The organism is Streptomyces sp. NPDC045021, from assembly GCF_056432645.1.
The window spans coordinates 213,541-230,740 of record NZ_JBWKIQ010000004.1 but is presented as its reverse complement, the minus strand read 5'-3'; the positions used below and the strand labels follow the sequence as shown (position 1 = coordinate 230,740).

Here is a 17,200-nt window from a genome sequence, read left to right as displayed (position 1 = left end):
GCTCACGCCGTGGAGGACTCGGTGGCCTGCAGAATCACGCACTGCCAGTTCAGCCCGAATCCGGCCATCACGAGCGCGACATACTGACCGGGCCGTACCTGGCCGGAAGCGATCAGTTCCGCGAGGTTGATCACGTTGTCGGCGGAGATGACGTGCCCCACGTCGCGCATGGACGAGAAGAAGACCTTCCCTGCGTCCACGCCCAGCAGCCGAGCCAGGATCTGCCATGCCTTGTCGTTGGTGTTCTGGGTGACGACCCAGTCGAGGTCCGCGGCCGTCATCCCGGCCCGGTCCAGGGTCTCGCGCACCAGACGGTGGGTGTACGCGAAGTACATGCCGACCGTCTCGTCGTCACCTGCCTGTCCGAGGCCGCCGTTGGTGATCTGATGTGCTGTCACCAGGCGGAACGCGGCGGGCGTCCGGCTGACGACACAGGCGGCCGCGCCGTCCGAGATCAGGTTGTAGGCCTGCTCGTACCGCGCACCCTCCGGGAAGCGGTCGGCCGTCACGCACAGCACCCGCTCCCAGTCCTTCTCCGCGTGGAGCATCGCCCCGGCCAGCCGCAGGGAGCCCAGCATCGCTGTGCACGCCTGCTGGTTGAGTCCGATGACGACGGCCTTCGCGAGTCCGAAGTCGGCCTGCAGCCGGCCGGCTGGGAAGTCCATGAGGTGCTTCACATCCCGGCTGCGCTCCCATTCGGCCGTATCCCCGGCGTTGCCGTTGCCGGGCAGGCAGGTCGCGTAGACGATCGCGTCGACGTCGCCCAGCCGGCCGGAGTCGGCGAGTTGCGCCGTGACGTTCTTGGCCAGGTCGTATGCGCCGGTCGTGGGCTCGCAGACGTGGTGCCAGCGGAAGCCGGCCGACTCCAGGTCCTGCGAGGTGGAGATCAGGCGACCGGCGGCGCCTGTCTCGCTGACATGTGCTTTCCGTTCACCCAGTGCATGGACGAACGAGTCGACGAATACATCTGTCACAGCATTTCTCCCAGCACGCAATCGGGGACCATGGGCCGCGCCGCGGTCCTCTCCGACTGCTTCTTTGCAGACGGGACCGTCGGCCCGAGAGGGTCGGCCGCTCATCTGGAAGCCGGGCCATGAACCGGCGGTGAAGCCGGCCACGTGTGCGTGTTCCCCCGCATCCAGGGTCCCCCGCGGCGGCGCCTGAGTCGATGGTCGTCTGCTGCGGATTGCCGCGACCAGGCTGTGCACCGAGCACAACGCACCAGGTCAGCACGGTCAGGGGCAGCGCACCGCCACAAGGGCCATCCGGCAGGCGAGTTGGTGCCGGTCGTCATCGAGCATGCTGCCGGTGAGCGACTCGATGCGGCGCAGGCGGTTGAGCACGGTGTTGCGATGGCAGTGCAGCTCATCCGCTGCCCTGGCGGCCGAGCAGCCACCGCGGAACCAGGCGTCCAGCGTCGCGAGCAGCAGGTCCCGCTCGTCCTGCGGGCAGTCGAGCAGCCGCCCGAAGGTGTGGTGGGCCAGCCGCTGGGCGACGTGCGGGCTGGTCACCACGAGGGCTTCCAGCAGGTGGTCGTCGAAAGCCGCGACTCCCTCCGTGGCCGGGGGCAGCGTCTGCAGGGCGGTCTCGGCGCAGTGGTAGGCGGTGGCGATGTCGGCGAGGCTGTCGACCTCGCAGGAGATTCCCACGCGCCGGCCCACACCGGCCGAAAGTCCCTCGACCAGTCGCCCCAGTGAGGTGCTGCCCAGTTCCAGCACTCCGATGTGCCGGTCGGTCCGCCGGCGCCAGACCGCCATCACCGCGTGGGGAGGCAGGGCATGACGCAGTGCTCGCGGCATCCCGCTCCCGTCCCCGCCGCCGTCATGCTCCGCGCTCGGCCCCGGGGCCCCTTCATCGGCCACGGCGATCACGACGAACCGGCCACGCGCCGGTAGGCCGAGTGTCACCTGCGCCTCGGCCGCGACCACCGGCTCGACGCCCCGTCCCTCGATCAGCGCGTCGATCAGCGTCTCGCGCCGTTCGGTGCTGCGGCGTTGGGCGTCCGCTTCCGCCACGCGGTGTCCCTCGACGAAGGCCTGCGAGTAGCTGTCGAGCGCCTCCCACACGGGCCCGCTCTCGTCGAGGAGTCGCTGCAGCACCTCCGGGGACAGGGCCCGGGCCTCGTCGAACAGCTTCTCCCACAGCAGTTGGGTGGCCAGCCGGTGGACGCGGAGCAGGGACTCCACCGACACCCCCTCCTGGGCGCGGTAGCGTCCCCACGCCATCGGCACGGCCAACGGGTCACTGTTGGCGGGCGGCTTCCCCGCCAGGATCCGCAGGAACCCGAGAACGTTCTCGTGGAGGGAGCGGCGTATCTCGGCTCCCGGTACGACGTCCAGGTGCCGTACCCCCCGGCCGACCGTCAGATCCATGAGCTCTTCCACGAGGTGTGGGAGCTGTCTCAGCAGCCGTTCGGCGAGTCCGCGCACCACCGGGGTGGGGCCGCCGTGCTCATCGTGCGACCACGGGACCGCCACCATCTCCCCCTGGCGGCCGCTCTCGCCGACGACCTGGGCGGACGCGGGATCCGCGTCGACTGCCGGATGCGCACGGCCCGGTAACTCCTCCACCCGTTCGTCGCGATCCCGGCCCGGCGGCGCTCCTGGCATATGGCGCTCCGGGGAGGCGGCCCTCTCCGGCACGGCCGTGCCCGGCAGCTTGGGATATGGCCTGTGACCCATGTGCTGATTCCCCACGCCCGCGGTACCCCTGGTGGACATCGATGCCCCTTCCGATCGTTCCAGCGGACGGCGACGGCGCTTTCGCGCACGTGCCTCGCGCCCACCACGGCTGGACGGCCATGTCCACCAGTGGCGACCGGGATCACCGGGCCGCTGGCCGCTCCGTACGGACACGCAACAGCAACTCGAGCCTGTGTGGCAGCCAGCCGGGCGGTTCCCACCCCCTGATGCTCGAGCAGTCTCGCAGCATGTTTATCACCCTCTGGTACAACGAAGTTACCGAACGGTATCGAATCAGCCGCGCCGGGCGGGGCGGTGCGCGCGGTCGCGGTTTCGGCGAAGCATAAGGATTCCTAAAGCCAAGCTCATGCTGCTGTGAAGATTCTGGCGCGGGGGTTCGATTTTCAGAGGTCTAGACCTCTAGTGCAATGTCACTGCAATACCCGGGGTGCGGCAAACGGTCCGCGCCCATGACCGGGCGTCAGTTCGGCCCGCCGGTGGCCCATTGGCAGCTTTTGTCCGTCGCACGACAACGAAATCCGTGTCGAGGGACGGGTGTTCGATGTGGCAGTGTCCCGCCGCAACGCAGTCCAGACCCGAGGATGGGATGAACTTGTTGCAGCTCAACGATCGAGGCGCTCACCGGCGCCGCTCGGCGGCCAAGAGACGAACGGTCCTCGCGATCGCGTTGGCGTCCGCCACGCTGGTCGCCGGTGGGGTCACCGCACTCGCCACCACGGGCGGCATCGGCGGCGCCAACACCCAGCAGGTGGACTCCGCATCCCCGCAGGCACTGGAATCCGTTCCGCGGGACGAACCGGGCAAGGGCATGGTCTACAAGGGCCTGGACGCCGCTCCCGAGGACAGCTCATGTGTCGGCGGCTTCGAGGTCGAGGGCGTCAAGCAGTGCACGCACGGCCCCGACTCGCCGCCCAAGGGCGTGGACATCACCAAGGACACGCCTCCTGCCGTCAAGGCGGCCGCGGTGTCCTCCATACCCAAGGCCGGCGGCGGCAAGGCCCCGGGCGGCGCCGAGTTGCTCTCGGACGTGCCGGCGACGCTGGACGCCGCCCACCCCGGCAAGGCCATCGCCTCGGCGCCGCCCGCCTCGACGGGCTCCACCGGCTCCACCGCCCAGAGCACCGCGGCGCAGGACGCGGCGTCTGCCGTGGTCTGCGACGGTGACGGATCGACCGGCAACCGCGTCCAGGTCGTCTACGCGCACGGCCCCGGCGCGAACCGGTTCGCCGAGTACCTGCCCTCGTTCAAGAAGTGGGCGCACGACTCCGACGTCATCTACAACGCGAGCGCGACGGAGACCGGCGGTGTGCGTCACATCCGCTACGTCACCGAATCCGACTGCACCGTCGCGGTACTCAACCTCGAAGTGCCGGCTTCCGCGATGCAGGACTTCAGCGCCACCAACCAGGCGCTGGCGGCCCAGGGTCTGAACCGCCGCGACCGCAAGTACATGATCTTCGCCGACTCCAATGTCTACTGCGGCATCGGCAGCTTCGCGGGCGACGAGCGTCCCGGCCCGGAGAACTCCAGCAACTTCGGCCCCTCTTACGGCCGGACGGACTCCGGCTGCTGGGGAGGCTCGACGCCCGCCCACGAACTGGGCCACAACCTCGGCGCGGTCAACAACAGTGCCCCGCACACCAGCCGTGGCGGCCACTGCGTGGACGAGTGGGACATCATGTGCTACTCGGACACGCCGTACTACCCGCAGATGCAGATCCACTGCCCGAACCGCGCCAGTGACGACCGGCTGGACTGCAATCACGACGACTACTTCAACACCAACCCGCAGCCGGGCAGCTACCTGACGACGCACTGGAACATCGCCAACAACCAGTTCCTGCTCAGCAACGGCGGCACCAACCCCAACCCCAATCCGTCGCCCACCCCCACCCCCTCCCCCACGTCGACGACCGGCCCGACACCGAACCCGACGTCGACGACGCCGAACCCGAACCCGACGACCGGTCCTGATGTCGTCGTGAGCCAGGTGACCCAGAACTCCGCGGTGCTCACCTGGAAGCCGGTCAACGCCGCCACCGGGTACGACCTGCTGCTGGACCAGAAGGCCATCGGCACCGTCAAGGCCACCACCGTGCGCGTCGTCAGCCTGCGGCCCGGCACGCAGTACAAGGTCGCCGTCGCCGTACATGGCGCGAACGGCAAGGTCTCCGCACCCGGTCGTCAGGCGGCGTTCCGCACCCAGCCGGCCAGCGGCACGGCCGGCCCGGTCGAGCCCGGCAAGCGCTACCTGATGCTCAACAGCTTCACCGGACAGGCCGCCGACGTGTACGGCGCCTCCCGAGCCAATGGCGCGGTGCTCATCGGCTACCAGCGGCACGGTTACACCAACCAGCAGTGGCTGTTCGAGAACGTCGGCGGCGGCTACGTCCGGGTCAAGTCCGTGGTGTCCGGCAAGTGCCTGCAGCTCGGCGGGAAGCCGGTCGCGGGCCAGTGGATCGCCCAGCAGCCGTGCAGCGCTGCCACCGCGCAGGCGTGGAAGATCACTGCCAACGCCACCGGCTACACGCTCGGGGCCAAGGGCTCCCAGCTCGTCCTCGGCGTGAGCAACCGCGACTACTACGGCGGGGCGTTGCTGGAACTCCAGCAGCCCGGCAACCAGGGCTGGCAGCGCTGGACGTTCCAGCAGTCCACGTCCTGACCCGGCCGTCCGCCGCTCGGCCCCGGTGACGCTCCGCGCCACCACCCGGGCGTAGGACGTCCAACCCCACATGCGCCGACGGGCCCGCCCCCCACCGGGCCCGTCGGCACTCTCGTGGGCGCCCGTTGCTGCCGACTCCCGCCGCCTGCCCCGAACCTCCCGAAAGCCGGTCCCAGATGCCTCTCCCGTCCCTCCGCCTGCTCCGGCCGCCCGTGGCCGCACTGCTGATCGTCCTCGTCACCCTGCTGTCGCTGCTGTCCGTCCGGCCGGCATCGGCCCACGGGGACACCATCCACCTGGAGATCACCGGCAACGCGGAGGGCCGCCTGACGATCAAGGCCACCTGGGACGAGGACCACGACCCGGTGGACGAGAAGGTTGCCGCCAGCCTGCAGGCGACGGCGGCGGACGGCCGGCAGGTCGGACCCTGGTCCCTCACCCCGGTGGACGTGGCGAAGGGCATCTACACCGTCGCCCTGCCGCTGCCGCCCGGCACCTGGCAGATCGCGGCGGAATCCGCGTTCCCGTCCATCGGCGCAGGCAAGACCACCCTCAAGGTCACGGCCGTTCCGGGCCGTCCCGCGCCCTCTTCCTCCACCGCCACCACGGCCGCTCCCCCGGTCTCCGCTGCCCCGGCCACCAGCCACCCGGCCGCCCGACCGACCGCAGCCGCCGACACCGACGGCTCGTCGTCCACCCTGCTTCTGGCAGCCGCTGCCGCAGTGGTCGTCGTGGCAGCCGCCGCCGTGGTCCTGGTCCTCCGTCGGCGCAGGTCCGGTCTCCAGCGGTAGCACCGGGAACGCGGGCAGCATGCGGGGCAGCACGTCCGTCCGCATCCTGCTCGTCTGCGTGCCTGTTCACGTAGACGACGCAGGCACCCCGCAGCGACCCCTACCGGCCCGCACGGGCCACGGCCCGCGCGGGGCCGGCCCCGGGCTGAGGCGCCGGATCGGACGGGGCCCAACCAAGGCCGCCCGATCCGGCCGGCCTCACGGGGGCCGGGCGGGCGCCGACGGCGCCCGCCCACCCCGGCAACGGCAGAACGCCGGAGGCATGGCCGACTTCCTGCCAGGACCCCACGCCGAGGTCCGGCACACGGGCCACCAGCTCGGACCACTCGCGGTCGGCCTGGCCCGGCAGCATCCGCCCGGCCTGCCGCCACCGCTCGGCCAACGCCGCATAGATCGGCGGTTCATCCGCGAGCAGAACCGATTCGCCCACGCCGTCGCCGGCTGACTTCCGCCGCCGGCCGGTCGGCACGGGCCCCTGCATGAGTGTCACCCCCGGCCAACGACCGCGCAGCCGCCCGGCAACCCTCTTCGGCCGTCCATCACCCCACCGGGCGTCAGGACGGCACCAAGGTGACGCACGCACTACCGATGAGGTCCCACCCGCGGAGAGCGGCCCGAGGACAGATCCTCGCGGAGCCGGCCGCGGGTGAGGTGTTGACGAACCGAGTCGGACCGGCCGATCTGCGATTCAGGTGTCGCGTGGTGCAAGGTCCGAGGCTCGTCCCGGTGACTGCGTTGAAGCGCTTCGACTGATCTCTGGACAGCAGCTTAGGCCACGTCTAGTGTCGATACGCGGCAGCTGTCAACAGACGGCGTCGCGAGTGTTATCGAAGCGCTTCAATCGATAGGTTGTCCCGTGCAACCCTTCCCCCTCGTCGGATGGAGACCCTCTATGGCCACGCTCGCCGAGGTCGCCCGGCACGCCGGCGTTTCCGCCAGCACGGTGTCGTACGTTCTCAGCGGCAAGCGCTCGATCTCGGAGGGGACCCGCGACCGCGTCGAGCGCAGCATCCGGGAGCTCGGCTACCACCCCAACGCGGGGGCCAGGGCACTCGCCAGCAGCCGGTCGCACATCGTGGCACTCATGGTGCCGCTGCGCAGGGACATGTACGTGCCGGTGATGATGGAGATCGCCATCGCCGTGGCCACCACGGCACGGCAGTACGGACACGATGTACTGCTGCTGACGGGCGAGGAGGGGCCGGCCGCCGTGCGGCGGGTGGTGGGCAGCGGGCTGGCGGACGCCATGATCGTGATGGATGTCGAGCTGGAGGACGAACGCGTCCCGCTGCTGCGGGATTCGGTCCATCCTTCCGTCCTGATCGGGCTGCCGGCCGATCCGTCCGGACTGACCTGTGTGGACCTGGACTTCGCGGCCACCGGGGAGCTGTGCGGGGACCATCTCGCCGACCTCGGGCACCGCGACATCGCGGTGATCGGCGAGGCGGCCGCCGTCTACCAGCGGCACACCGGCTTCGCCGAGCGCACCATGGACGGCCTGCGGCGACGCGCCCGCGAGCGGGACCTGCGGCTCATCCACCGTCCCTGCGACGGCAGTTACGAATCCACCGCAGGGGTCCTCTCGCGCATCTTCGAGGAGCGGCCCCGCACCAGCGCCCTCGTGGTGCAGAACGAGTCGTCCGTCGGCCCGCTGCTCAGCCTGCTCCAGCAGCAGGGCCGGGCGGTCCCCGAGGACGTCTCGGTGATCGCGATCTGTCCCGACCAGGTCGCCGAACAGGCCTCGGTACGGCTCACCTCGGTGGCCATCCCCGCCCAGGACATGGGACGCCGGGCCGTCGAGCTGGTGATGGGCAAGCTGGAAGGCCGTGAGCCGCAACCGCTCACGCTGCTCCCGCCGCAGCTCACCGTCCGCGGCAGCACCGGGCCCGCGCCCGCCGTCTGACCATCCACCGCAGCCCCACCGGTCCCCGCAGCACACCGCGCCGGGCCGCGATCCGGCACGCCCTGATATCCCTCGCTCCCCGAAGGAGACAAGCTGTGAGCCAGCCGCCGCCCGCCGTGTCCCTCGCCCAGTCCTCACCCACGGCCGGCACGTTCAGCGAACGTGACGGTGGTCTGGAGTGGACCGGCCGCCAGGAGACGCTGCGCCTCGAAGCCTGGGGCCCGGACGCGATACGGGTCAGGGCCCGGCTCGGCGGTCCGCTCCTCGACGACCTGCCGGGAGCCCTCCTCGACGAGCCGCCACCCGCCCCGTCCGTCGCAGTCAAGATCGAGAACGGCCACGCGCTGCTGGTCAACGGCGCGATCACCGCGACCGTCGACGCCGAGGGCATGGTCAGCTTCCTGCGCACCGACAGCGGCGAGGAGCTCCTCGCCGAGGAGCGGGCGCACTTCTGGTGGCCAGGCCCGCGGCTGCGCACCGCGACCGGCAACGGCTACCACCGCATCGAGCAGCGCTTCCGCGCCTACGACGGCGAGCAGTTGTACGGGCTGGGCCAGCACCAGCACGGCCTGCTCGACCAGAAGGGCGCCGTCATCGATCTGGTGCAGCGCAATGCCGAGGTGACGATTCCCGTCCTCACCTCCAGCCGTGGCTACACCTTCCTGTGGAACAACCCGGCGATCGGCCGCGTCGAACTGGCCGCTACCGGCACCCGCTGGGTCGCCGACAGCGCACGGCAGACCGACTACTGGATCACGGCGGGCGATCCCGCCGCCGCGCAGCGCCGCTACACCGCTGTCACCGGCCGCACCCCGATGCTTCCCGAGTGGGCCGCCGGTTTCTGGCAGTGCAAACTCCGCTACCGCACGCAGGACGAACTGCTCGGTGTCGCCCGCGAGTACAAGCGCCGCGGCCTACCGCTCGCCGTGATCGTCTGCGACTTCTTCCACTGGACGCACCTGGGAGAGTGGAAGTTCGACCCCGCCGAGTGGCCGGACCCCGCCGCGATGACCCGCGAACTGGCCGAGATGGGCGTGCAGCTCGCCGTGTCCGTCTGGCCGTCCGTCTCGCCGCTCAGCGAGACGCACCAGCCGATGGAGCAGGCCGGGCACTTCATCGGTACCGAGTACGGACCGATGGCACACGCCGACTGGCCCGACAAGCAGGTCGCGGAGCCGGTGCAGGTGGCCTTCTACGACGCCACGAATCCGCAGGCCCGCGAGTACGTCTGGCAACGGGTCAAGGACAACTACCTCACCCCCTACGGCATCAAGGCGTTCTGGCTGGACGCCTGCGAGCCCGAGCTCAAGCCCGGATTCGCCGCCAACCTGCGGTACCACGCCGGCCCCGGCCTCGAAGTCGGCAATCTGTATCCGCGCGAGAACTCCCGCACCTTCCACGAGGGCCTGCTCGCGGCCGGGGAGGAGGGAGTGGTGACCCTCAACCGTTCCGCGTGGGCGGGCAGCCAGCGCTACGGCGCGGCGCTGTGGTCGGGCGACATCGGCACGGACTTCCCCACGTTGCGCGACCAGGTGACCGCCGGGCTGCATGTCGCCCTGTCCGGCATCCCCTGGTGGAACACCGACATCGGCGGTTTCCACGGCGGTGACCCGGACGATCCCGCCTACCAGGAGGTGCTGGTCCGCTGGTTCCAGTACGGCGCCTTCAGCCCGCTCTTCCGGCTGCACGGCTACCGCGATCCCGGGATGCCGCTCGGCCCCGAGATGACCGGTGGCCCCAACGAGGTCTGGTCGTACGGCGAGGAGGCCTACGGGATCCTCACCGACTACCTGCAGCTGCGCGAGCGCCTCAAGCCGTACCTGCTGGCACAGATGCGCACCGCGCACGAGGACGGCATCCCGCCGATGCGCCCGCTGTTCCTGGAGTTCCCGCGGGACGAGGCGGCCTGGGGCATCGGTGACGCCTTCCTCTTCGGGCCTGATCTGCTGGTCGCCCCGGTGCTGGAGGCCGGTGCCCGGGAGCGCACCGTGTACCTCCCGCGGGGTGCGCGTTGGACCGATGCGTGGACGGGCGACGAGTACGAGGGCGGGCGATCGGTGACGGTGGCCGCCCCGCTGGAACGGATCCCCCTCTTCCTGCGGGACGGAGCGATGCTGCCGATTCGGGCGTAGTGACCCCATCGACAATGCCCCCGGCTGTGGTCAGGCCGGGGGCACTGTCGTGTTCGCTGGTCTCGGTTCGCTGGCCTCGGTTCGCCGGTTCGCCTCGGGGATCCGGCTCGCGGGATCAGCCGGGGAAGTCCAGGCGGTCCAGGCGCACCGGCCCGTGCAGGGTCAGGTGCAGGTCGTGGACGCCGGCCGGAGCGGTCTCCAGCGGCACGCGAACGTCCGCGTAGGCGTAGCGACTGCCGGTCACCAGCACGTCGGCGGTCGCCAGGACCGTGCCGTCGCCGAGGCGCAGCTCGACCGATGCCCCGCTCCCGTGCTCGCCCAGCTCCTCCCGTGCGACCCGCAGCACCACCGTGTTCCGTCCGTCCATGCCGAAGTCGCAGCCGCGGAAGACCAGCCGTCCCGGTTCGGTACCGCCGGGAGTGACGGCGTCGCCGCGCTCCTTCGTCCGGTCGACCAGCACCACACCGCTCTGCTCGTCGAAGTCCGCCCCCGCAAGGCCCCGCTCGCACACAGCGCGCGGGGCGGGCGGCTCGCCGTCGAGCGTGAGGGTGCGCACCAGGCGGACGTCGGTGCTGGACGCGCCGGCCTGGAGGTCGTACGTGCCCGGGCCGACGGTCCAGCGGCCGTGTGCCACATCCCAGAAGCCGAGCCGTTCGAGCGGCACGGTGAACGAGACGGTCGTGGATTCGCCGGGCAGCAGTGGCAGCCGGCCGTGTGCGACGAGGGTGCGGGCAGGCCGGGTCATCCCCGTGTCGCGCGTTCCGGCGTACAGCTGGACGGTCTCGGTGCCCGCCGTGCGGCCGGTGTTGGCGACCGTGAGCGTGGCCCTTACCGTCTCACCGTCGAGCGCCAGGTCCAGTTCGCGGTAGTCGAAGGAGGTGTACGACAGCCCGTGGCCGAAGGGGTAGAGGGGCGTTCCCCGGAAGTAGAGATAGGTGGCGCCGGCGCTGATGATGTCGTAGTCGAGGAGGCCCGGCAGGTCGTCGTCGGCGGCGTACCAGCTCTGGGGCAGACGGCCGGACGGGCAGACGTCGCCGAACAGCACGCGGGCGAGGGCGGTGCCCGCCGACTGGCCGCCGTGCGCGGTCCACAGCAGCGCGGGGAGCGCCGTGTCCGCCTCGGCGACCGCGTAGGGGTAGCTGGAGGTCAGGGCCAGGACCGTCCGCGGATTGGCGGCGTGGGCGGCGCGCCACAGGGCCTCCTGCCGGCCCGGTAGGGCGAGCGTCCGCCGGTCCTCGGTCTCGCGGCCGTTGATGTGCGGGTCATTGCCCGCCACGACGATCACGGTGTCGGCGGCGGCAGCGGCGCGCGCCACCTCCTCCACGCCGCGCGCGGTGAACTCCACGACGAAAGGAGTGCCCTGCGCGGCAACCTTCAGCCCGCCGGCGGTGACCTGGATGTACCGGCCGGTCCCCGGGTGCACAAGGAGGTGCGCGTCGCCGTGCTGCTCAAGCCTGAACGTCTCCTGGACGATCCAGCCGCCGGGCTGTTCGGCGGCGGCCCGCACAAAGCCGTCCTCGGCGACGGTCAGACAGCGGCCGGAGGGCGCACGCAGCGTCAACAGGCCGTCGCCCCAGTCGGCCAGCGTCAGTTCGGTGGGCCGGTCGCCGATGCGCAGGGGCGGCAGGTCGGTGCGGCCGGTGAGCTGCGCCGGGTTCAGGGAGGCCTCGCCCGCGGGGGCTGCGATGTCGAGGTCGGGTTCGGGCACCTGAACCCAGCCGTCGTCGGTCCGCAGCCGTACCCGGTCGGCGCCCTCGGCGAAGATCACCCGGTCGGCGCCGAGGCGCTCGCGCACCGCGTCCACCAGCGATTCGCGGCGGATCAGGCTGCCGCTGTACCAGTCCGTCTTCACCTCGTCGGCGAGCGGGCCGACGATCGCGACCGTCCGCGTACCGGTCTCGTCCAGCGGCAGCAGCCCGTCGTTCTTGAGCAGCACCACGGCCGCCTCCGCCGCGCGCAGCGCGAGCGCGCGATGGGCGGGGGTGTCGTACGAGCTCAGGTCGGTGGCCGCGTACGGGCCGCGGCCCGGGTCGAATTCGCCGAGCCGGATCCGCATGGCCAGCAGTCTGCGCACCGCGGTGTCGATGTCCTTCTGGTCGATCAGACCGCGCGCCAGTGCGCCGCGCAACCGGCCGACGATCTTCGACGAGTCCTGGTCGTGGTCGGTGAAGCTGTCCACTCCGGCGCGCAGTGCGGCGGCCACGGCCTCCTCGTGCGAGTCGAAGTAGTGCTCGGAATCGACCAGGTTGGAGGGGGCGCCGGCGTCCGAGCAGACCACGAGATCCTGGCCGGTCCACTGGCGCAGGTGCTCCTCCAGGAGCGGGGAGACGTGGTTCGGGCGGCCGTTGACCAGGTTGTACGCGGGCATCACCCCGGCGACGGTGCCCGCCTCGACGGGTCCGCGGAAGGCCCGCAGGTCGTATTCATGCAGGACGCGCGGGCGTACGGAGGAGGAGGTGGTGTCGCGGGCGGTCTCGTTGTTGTGCGCCAGCCAGTGCTTGAGGACGGGTGCGGTGCGCCACTGCTCCGGATGGTCGCCGCGCAGCCCGGAGGTGTAGGCGGTGGCGAGGTCGGAGGTGAGTTGCGGGTCCTCGGAGTACCCCTCCTCGTTGCGCCCCCACCGCGGGTCGCGCAGCAGATTGACGGTCGGCGCCCAGACGTTGAGCCCCACCCGGGGGTTGCGCGAGCGCATGGCCCGCACCTCGGTGCCGACGGCCTCGCCGACGGCGCGTACGAGTGCCGGGTCCCAGCTCGCGCCGAGTCCGACGGCCTGCGGGAACACGGTGGCCGGTCCGCTCCAGGCGACACCGTGAAGCGCTTCCTGTCCGGTGCGGAATGCGTCGAGGCCCAGGCGCGGCACCGCGGGGGCGAACTGGTGCAGCATCGCGATCCGCTCGTCGGGCGCAAGCCGTCCGATCAGGTCCTCCACCCTGGCGGCCAGGGGGAGTTGCGGATCGCGGAACGGCAGGTCGTCGGTGGTCACACAGGCCCCTTCGGGTGGAACAGGCGAGGATCGAGTATCGGTTTCGAAGCGCTTCGATGCTGGTGCGAGGGCTTGGCACTGTCAAGGCATGCGACGGTAACGGCCCAAAGTTCCCGGTCCTTCGGGCATGGAGTCTTCAACTCGGTGCACTGCAGACTCTTGCGCGCCCCGCCACGCCCACTTAACCTCATCGCAACATCGAAGCGCTTCGACCGATGACGCCAGACCCCCATGCCAGACCCCTTACCAAACCCCCATTGAGATGCCGGCCGGCGTGCTCCGCCGCGTGTCCTGGCGCGCCACGAAGGGTTGACGCAATGCCGAACTCCCAGGCCCCGGCTCCGGCCGAACCAGCCGCTCCCAGCCGGAGAACCTTCCTCACCGGCGCGATCTCCGTAGCCGCGATCGCCGCCGGCGGCCCGCTGCTCGCCGCCTGCTCACCGTCGAAGAGCACCGCCAACAAGGGAAGCGTCGCCACCGGCGACGCCCTCAAGAAACTGCTCCCCACCTACGTCCCCTCCACGCTGGTCGCCCCCGACATCCCCGGCGTGAACGGTTCGAGCCCCGGCTTCACCAAGCTCCCCGACCCGCTGGTCGTCTCGGTCAAGGCCACACCCGGCAAGGGCAGCACCTTCAAGGCGATGACCCCGATCTGGGGCACGGTCCCGAAGAAGAACAACGCCTACTACAAGGCGGTCGACGAAGCTCTCGGCGCCACCCTGGAGTTCGACCCGCTGGACGGCACCACCTACCAGGAGAAGATCGGCGCGGTGCTCGCGTCGAGCGGTATCCCCGACCTGGTCACCATCCCCGGCTGGAACATGCAGGGCCAGATCCGCAACGCCATCGAGAACAAGTTCGCCGACCTGGGCCCGTACCTGTCCGGTGACGCCGTCAAGAAGTACCCGAACCTCGCGGCCATCCCCACCGGCGCCTGGCAGATGTCGGTCTTCGGCGGCAAACTGCGCGGCCTGCCCAACTCCGGTGGCGTGCTCGGCAACGCGATCTTCTACCGCAAGGACCTCATCGACGCCGCCGGTGTGGCGCTGCCGAAGACAGCGGACGAGATCGTCTCCTTCGGCAAGTCCGTCACCGACGCGAAGAACAAGCGCTGGGCCTTCGACGACCTGTGGGTGTGTATCCAGAAGCTCTACGGCGTCCTGCCCGACGCGCCGCACTACTGGCAGCTCAAGGACGGCAAGCTCGTCCACAAGATCGAGACCCAGGAGTACCGCGAGGCACTCGCCTTCGCCCGCAAGCTGCACGACCAGAAGCTGGTCCACCCCGACGCGGACGCGGGCAAGGACGGCGACGCGAAGATCCGCTTCACCTCCGGCCAGACCGTCATGTACCAGGACGGCACCGGCGGCTGGTACGGCATGGCATCGGAACAGGCCAAGCAGAACCCGAAGTTCGACATGCAGGCCCTCGACTATTTCGCGGCCGACGGCAGCGCCCCGCTGCTCTGGCAGGACGACCAGGCCGGAATCTTCAGCTTCATCAACAAGAACCTCCCCAAGGAGAAGATCGAGGAACTGCTCGCGATCGCCGACTACGCGGCCGCCCCGTTCGGCTCGAAGGAGTTCCAGCTCGTCAACTACGGCGTCCAGGGCACGCACTACAACCTCCAGAACGGCGCCCCGGTCTTCACCGAGCAGGGCGTCCAGGAGGCCCAGCCCGCCACGCTCTACTTCCTCGCCGCCCCGCCGCCGTCCATCGCCCACCCCGACCAGCCGCAGATGGTCAAGGACTACGCGGGCTGGATGGCCCGCCAGGCCCCCCACCTGAAGAAGCCGATGTTCTACGGCATGCAGATCGTCGAGCCCACCCGGTACGCCTCCCTCTACACCGGCTTCGACGACCTGCAGAAGGACATCCGGCGCGGCCGCAAGCCGGTCAGTGCCATCGAGGACGCCGTCAGCACCTGGAAGAAGAGCGGCGGCGAGCAACTGCGCGCCTTCTACCAGGACATCCTCGACAAGAACGGCAGCGGGGCGTGAGGACCCGGGTCCGTGTCGCCGGTGTGCCCACCCGGCAGCCGGACACCGACGACACGGCCCGGAAGGAGCAGGGGGCGACGACCCCGGCGGCGGCCCCGGCACCCGAGCGGCCGCCCGCCCGCGGCATCACCCGACTGCAGCGCTTCCGGCGCGACCGCACACTCCTGCTGATGACGGTGCCGGCCGTCGTACTGCTGCTGATCTTCAACTACGTGCCGCTGCTCGGCAACGTCGTCGCGTTCCAGGAGTACGACGTCTACGGCGCCGGCATCACCGGCAGCCCCTTCGTCGGCTTCGACAACTTCCAGCGGCTCTTCGAGGACTACCGCTTCTGGGAGGTGATCGGCAACACCCTCAGCATCACCTTCACCCAGCTGATCCTCTTCTTCCCGATCCCCATCGCCCTGGCCCTGCTCCTCAACAGCGTCTTCAGCGACCGCGTCCGCGCCTGGGTGCAGGGGATCGTGTACCTGCCGCACTTCTTCTCCTGGGTACTGGTCATTACCGTCTTCCAGCAGATGTTCGGCGGCGCCGGGCTGATCGCCCAACACCTGCGCCAGCACGGCGTGGACGGCTTCGACCTGATGACCAACCCAGCGCTGTTCAAGTTCCTCGTCACCTGGCAGGCGGTCTGGAAGGACGCGGGCTGGGGCGTCATTGTCTTCCTCGCCGCGCTCAGTGCCGTCAACCAGGATCTGTACGAGGCCGCCGCCGTCGACGGCGCGAACCGCTGGCGCCGCATGTGGCACATCACGCTGCCCGCGCTGCGCCCGGTGATCGCGCTGCTGCTGGTGCTGCGCGTCGGGGACTCGCTCAACGCCGGCTTCGAACAGATCCTCCTCCAGCGCGACGCGGTCGGACCCGGCGCCTCGGAGATCCTCGACACCTACGTCTGGTGGACAGGCATCAAGACCGGCGACTTCGGCTACGCGGCCGCCGCCGGAATCTTCAAGGGCGTGTTCAGCGTGCTTCTCGTGCTGCTCGCCAACCGGGCCGCCCACTTGCTGGGCGAGCAGGGGGTGTACTCCAAAAAGTGACCGCCATACTCACCGACCCAGGATCCCGGGGTGCCACGCCCCTGCAGAAGATCGACCGCACCGGCAACCGCCCGGTGTGGGAGGAGGAACCCAGCGCCATCGGCCAGGGGGTCAAAGGGCTCTCCCTCGTGGTCGTCTGCCTGTCCATCCTCGCGCCGCTGTGGGTGGTGATCATCACCAGCCTGTCGGACAGCCGGACCATCACCGAGGCCGGCGGCCTGGTGATCTGGCCCAAGACGATCACCTTCCGGTCGTACACCGAACTACTGAGCGGCGGCATCGTCACCCGCGCCGCCCTGGTGAGCATCGTGGTCACCCTGGTCGGTACGGCCTTCAGCATGGCGGTCTCCGTCCTGTGCGCCTACGGACTGTCGCGCACCGGCTCCTTCGCCCACCGGCCGATCCTCATGACGCTGATGCTGACGATGTTCTTCGGCGCCGGCCTGATCCCCACCTACCTGCTGGTGACCGGGATCGGGCTGCAGGACAGCTACTGGTCGATGATCCTGCCCAGTGCGATCAGCGTCTTCAACATCCTGGTGCTCCGCTCCTTCTTCATGGGCGTGGCACCGGAGCTGATCGACAGCGCCCGCATCGACGGGGCGGGTGAGTGGCGGATCCTGTTCCGGATCATCATGCCGCTGTCCCGGGCGGTGATCGCCGTCGTCTCGCTGTTCTACGCGGTCGGCTACTGGAGCCAGTGGTTCAACGCGAGCATCTACATCAACGACAGCGAGAAGTACCCGTTGCAGATGATCCTTCGGCAGATCGTGCTCAAGCAGGAAGTCCCGCCCGGCGCCATGGGGCAGGCGGTCAGCAGCGGTGCGATCTCCAGCCTCTCCGTGCAGATGGCGGTGATGGTGTTGGCGCTGGTCCCGGTCGCGGTGCTCTCGCCGTTCGTCCAGAAGCACTTCCACAAGGGCATGCTCATCGGCGCCGTCAAGGGCTGACCCGCGACCGCTCCCCCGGCTCGCACCTCCCCGCTCGAAT

General features: G+C 70.1%; 11 protein-coding genes. 8 read left to right on the top strand and 3 right to left on the bottom strand.

Annotated elements, in window-relative coordinates; all coding sequences use genetic code 11:
• Positions 1-2 precede the first annotated feature (2 nt).
• Both AC07DC_RS15155 and AC07DC_RS15150 read right to left on the bottom strand, forming a co-directional pair.
• Positions 3-974: a 3-oxoacyl-[acyl-carrier-protein] synthase III C-terminal domain-containing protein gene (locus AC07DC_RS15155; protein ID WP_478914837.1), complete on the bottom strand. Its 972-nt coding sequence runs from the start codon at positions 972-974 to the stop codon at positions 3-5.
• A 261-nt stretch (positions 975-1,235) separates the two neighbouring features.
• Positions 1,236-2,681, bottom strand: a complete 1,446-nt coding sequence (locus AC07DC_RS15150; protein WP_478914836.1) for a PucR family transcriptional regulator — start codon at positions 2,679-2,681, stop codon at positions 1,236-1,238.
• 607 nt (positions 2,682-3,288) lie between these two features.
• On the opposite strand from AC07DC_RS15150, the gene AC07DC_RS15145 reads away from it, so the two are divergent.
• The 5 genes from AC07DC_RS15145 (at position 3,289) to AC07DC_RS15125 (ending at position 10,190) form a co-directional block, all read left to right on the top strand.
• Positions 3,289-5,364, top strand: coding sequence for an RICIN domain-containing protein (locus AC07DC_RS15145; RefSeq protein WP_478914835.1), 2,076 nt, complete (start codon positions 3,289-3,291; stop codon positions 5,362-5,364).
• Positions 5,365-5,540: 176 nt separating this feature from the next.
• On the top strand, positions 5,541-6,155 hold the full coding sequence (locus tag AC07DC_RS15140; protein WP_478914834.1) for a hypothetical protein: 615 nt from the start codon (positions 5,541-5,543) through the stop codon (positions 6,153-6,155).
• 262 nt (positions 6,156-6,417) lie between these two features.
• Positions 6,418-6,600, top strand: a complete 183-nt coding sequence (locus AC07DC_RS15135; protein ID WP_478914833.1) for a hypothetical protein — start codon at positions 6,418-6,420, stop codon at positions 6,598-6,600.
• 447 nt (positions 6,601-7,047) lie between these two features.
• Complete coding sequence (locus tag AC07DC_RS15130; RefSeq protein WP_478914832.1) at positions 7,048-8,058, top strand: LacI family DNA-binding transcriptional regulator; 1,011 nt, start codon at positions 7,048-7,050, stop codon at positions 8,056-8,058.
• A gap of 95 nt (positions 8,059-8,153) precedes the next feature.
• Complete coding sequence (locus tag AC07DC_RS15125) at positions 8,154-10,190, top strand: glycoside hydrolase family 31 protein (RefSeq protein WP_478914831.1); 2,037 nt, start codon at positions 8,154-8,156, stop codon at positions 10,188-10,190.
• A 115-nt stretch (positions 10,191-10,305) separates the two neighbouring features.
• On the opposite strand, the gene AC07DC_RS15120 is transcribed toward AC07DC_RS15125, so the two are convergent.
• Positions 10,306-13,173 (bottom strand): glycoside hydrolase family 3 C-terminal domain-containing protein, encoded by a 2,868-nt coding sequence (locus AC07DC_RS15120; protein ID WP_478914830.1) that lies wholly within the window; start codon positions 13,171-13,173, stop codon positions 10,306-10,308.
• A 317-nt stretch (positions 13,174-13,490) separates the two neighbouring features.
• On the opposite strand from AC07DC_RS15120, the gene AC07DC_RS15115 reads away from it, so the two are divergent.
• The 3 genes from AC07DC_RS15115 to AC07DC_RS15105 are packed head-to-tail and all read left to right on the top strand — an operon-like array spanning position 13,491 to position 17,160.
• Complete coding sequence (locus AC07DC_RS15115) at positions 13,491-15,173, top strand: type 2 periplasmic-binding domain-containing protein (RefSeq protein WP_478914829.1); 1,683 nt, start codon at positions 13,491-13,493, stop codon at positions 15,171-15,173.
• Entirely contained in the window at positions 15,170-16,210 is a 1,041-nt protein-coding gene (locus AC07DC_RS15110; RefSeq protein ID WP_478914828.1) for an ABC transporter permease, read from the top strand. Before AC07DC_RS15115 ends, AC07DC_RS15110 begins: the two co-directional genes overlap by 4 nt.
• The gene (locus AC07DC_RS15105) at positions 16,207-17,160 is read left to right on the top strand and encodes a carbohydrate ABC transporter permease (protein ID WP_478914827.1); all 954 of its coding nucleotides are present in this window, start codon (positions 16,207-16,209) and stop codon (positions 17,158-17,160) included. Before AC07DC_RS15110 ends, AC07DC_RS15105 begins: the two co-directional genes overlap by 4 nt.
• Positions 17,161-17,200 lie beyond the last annotated feature (40 nt).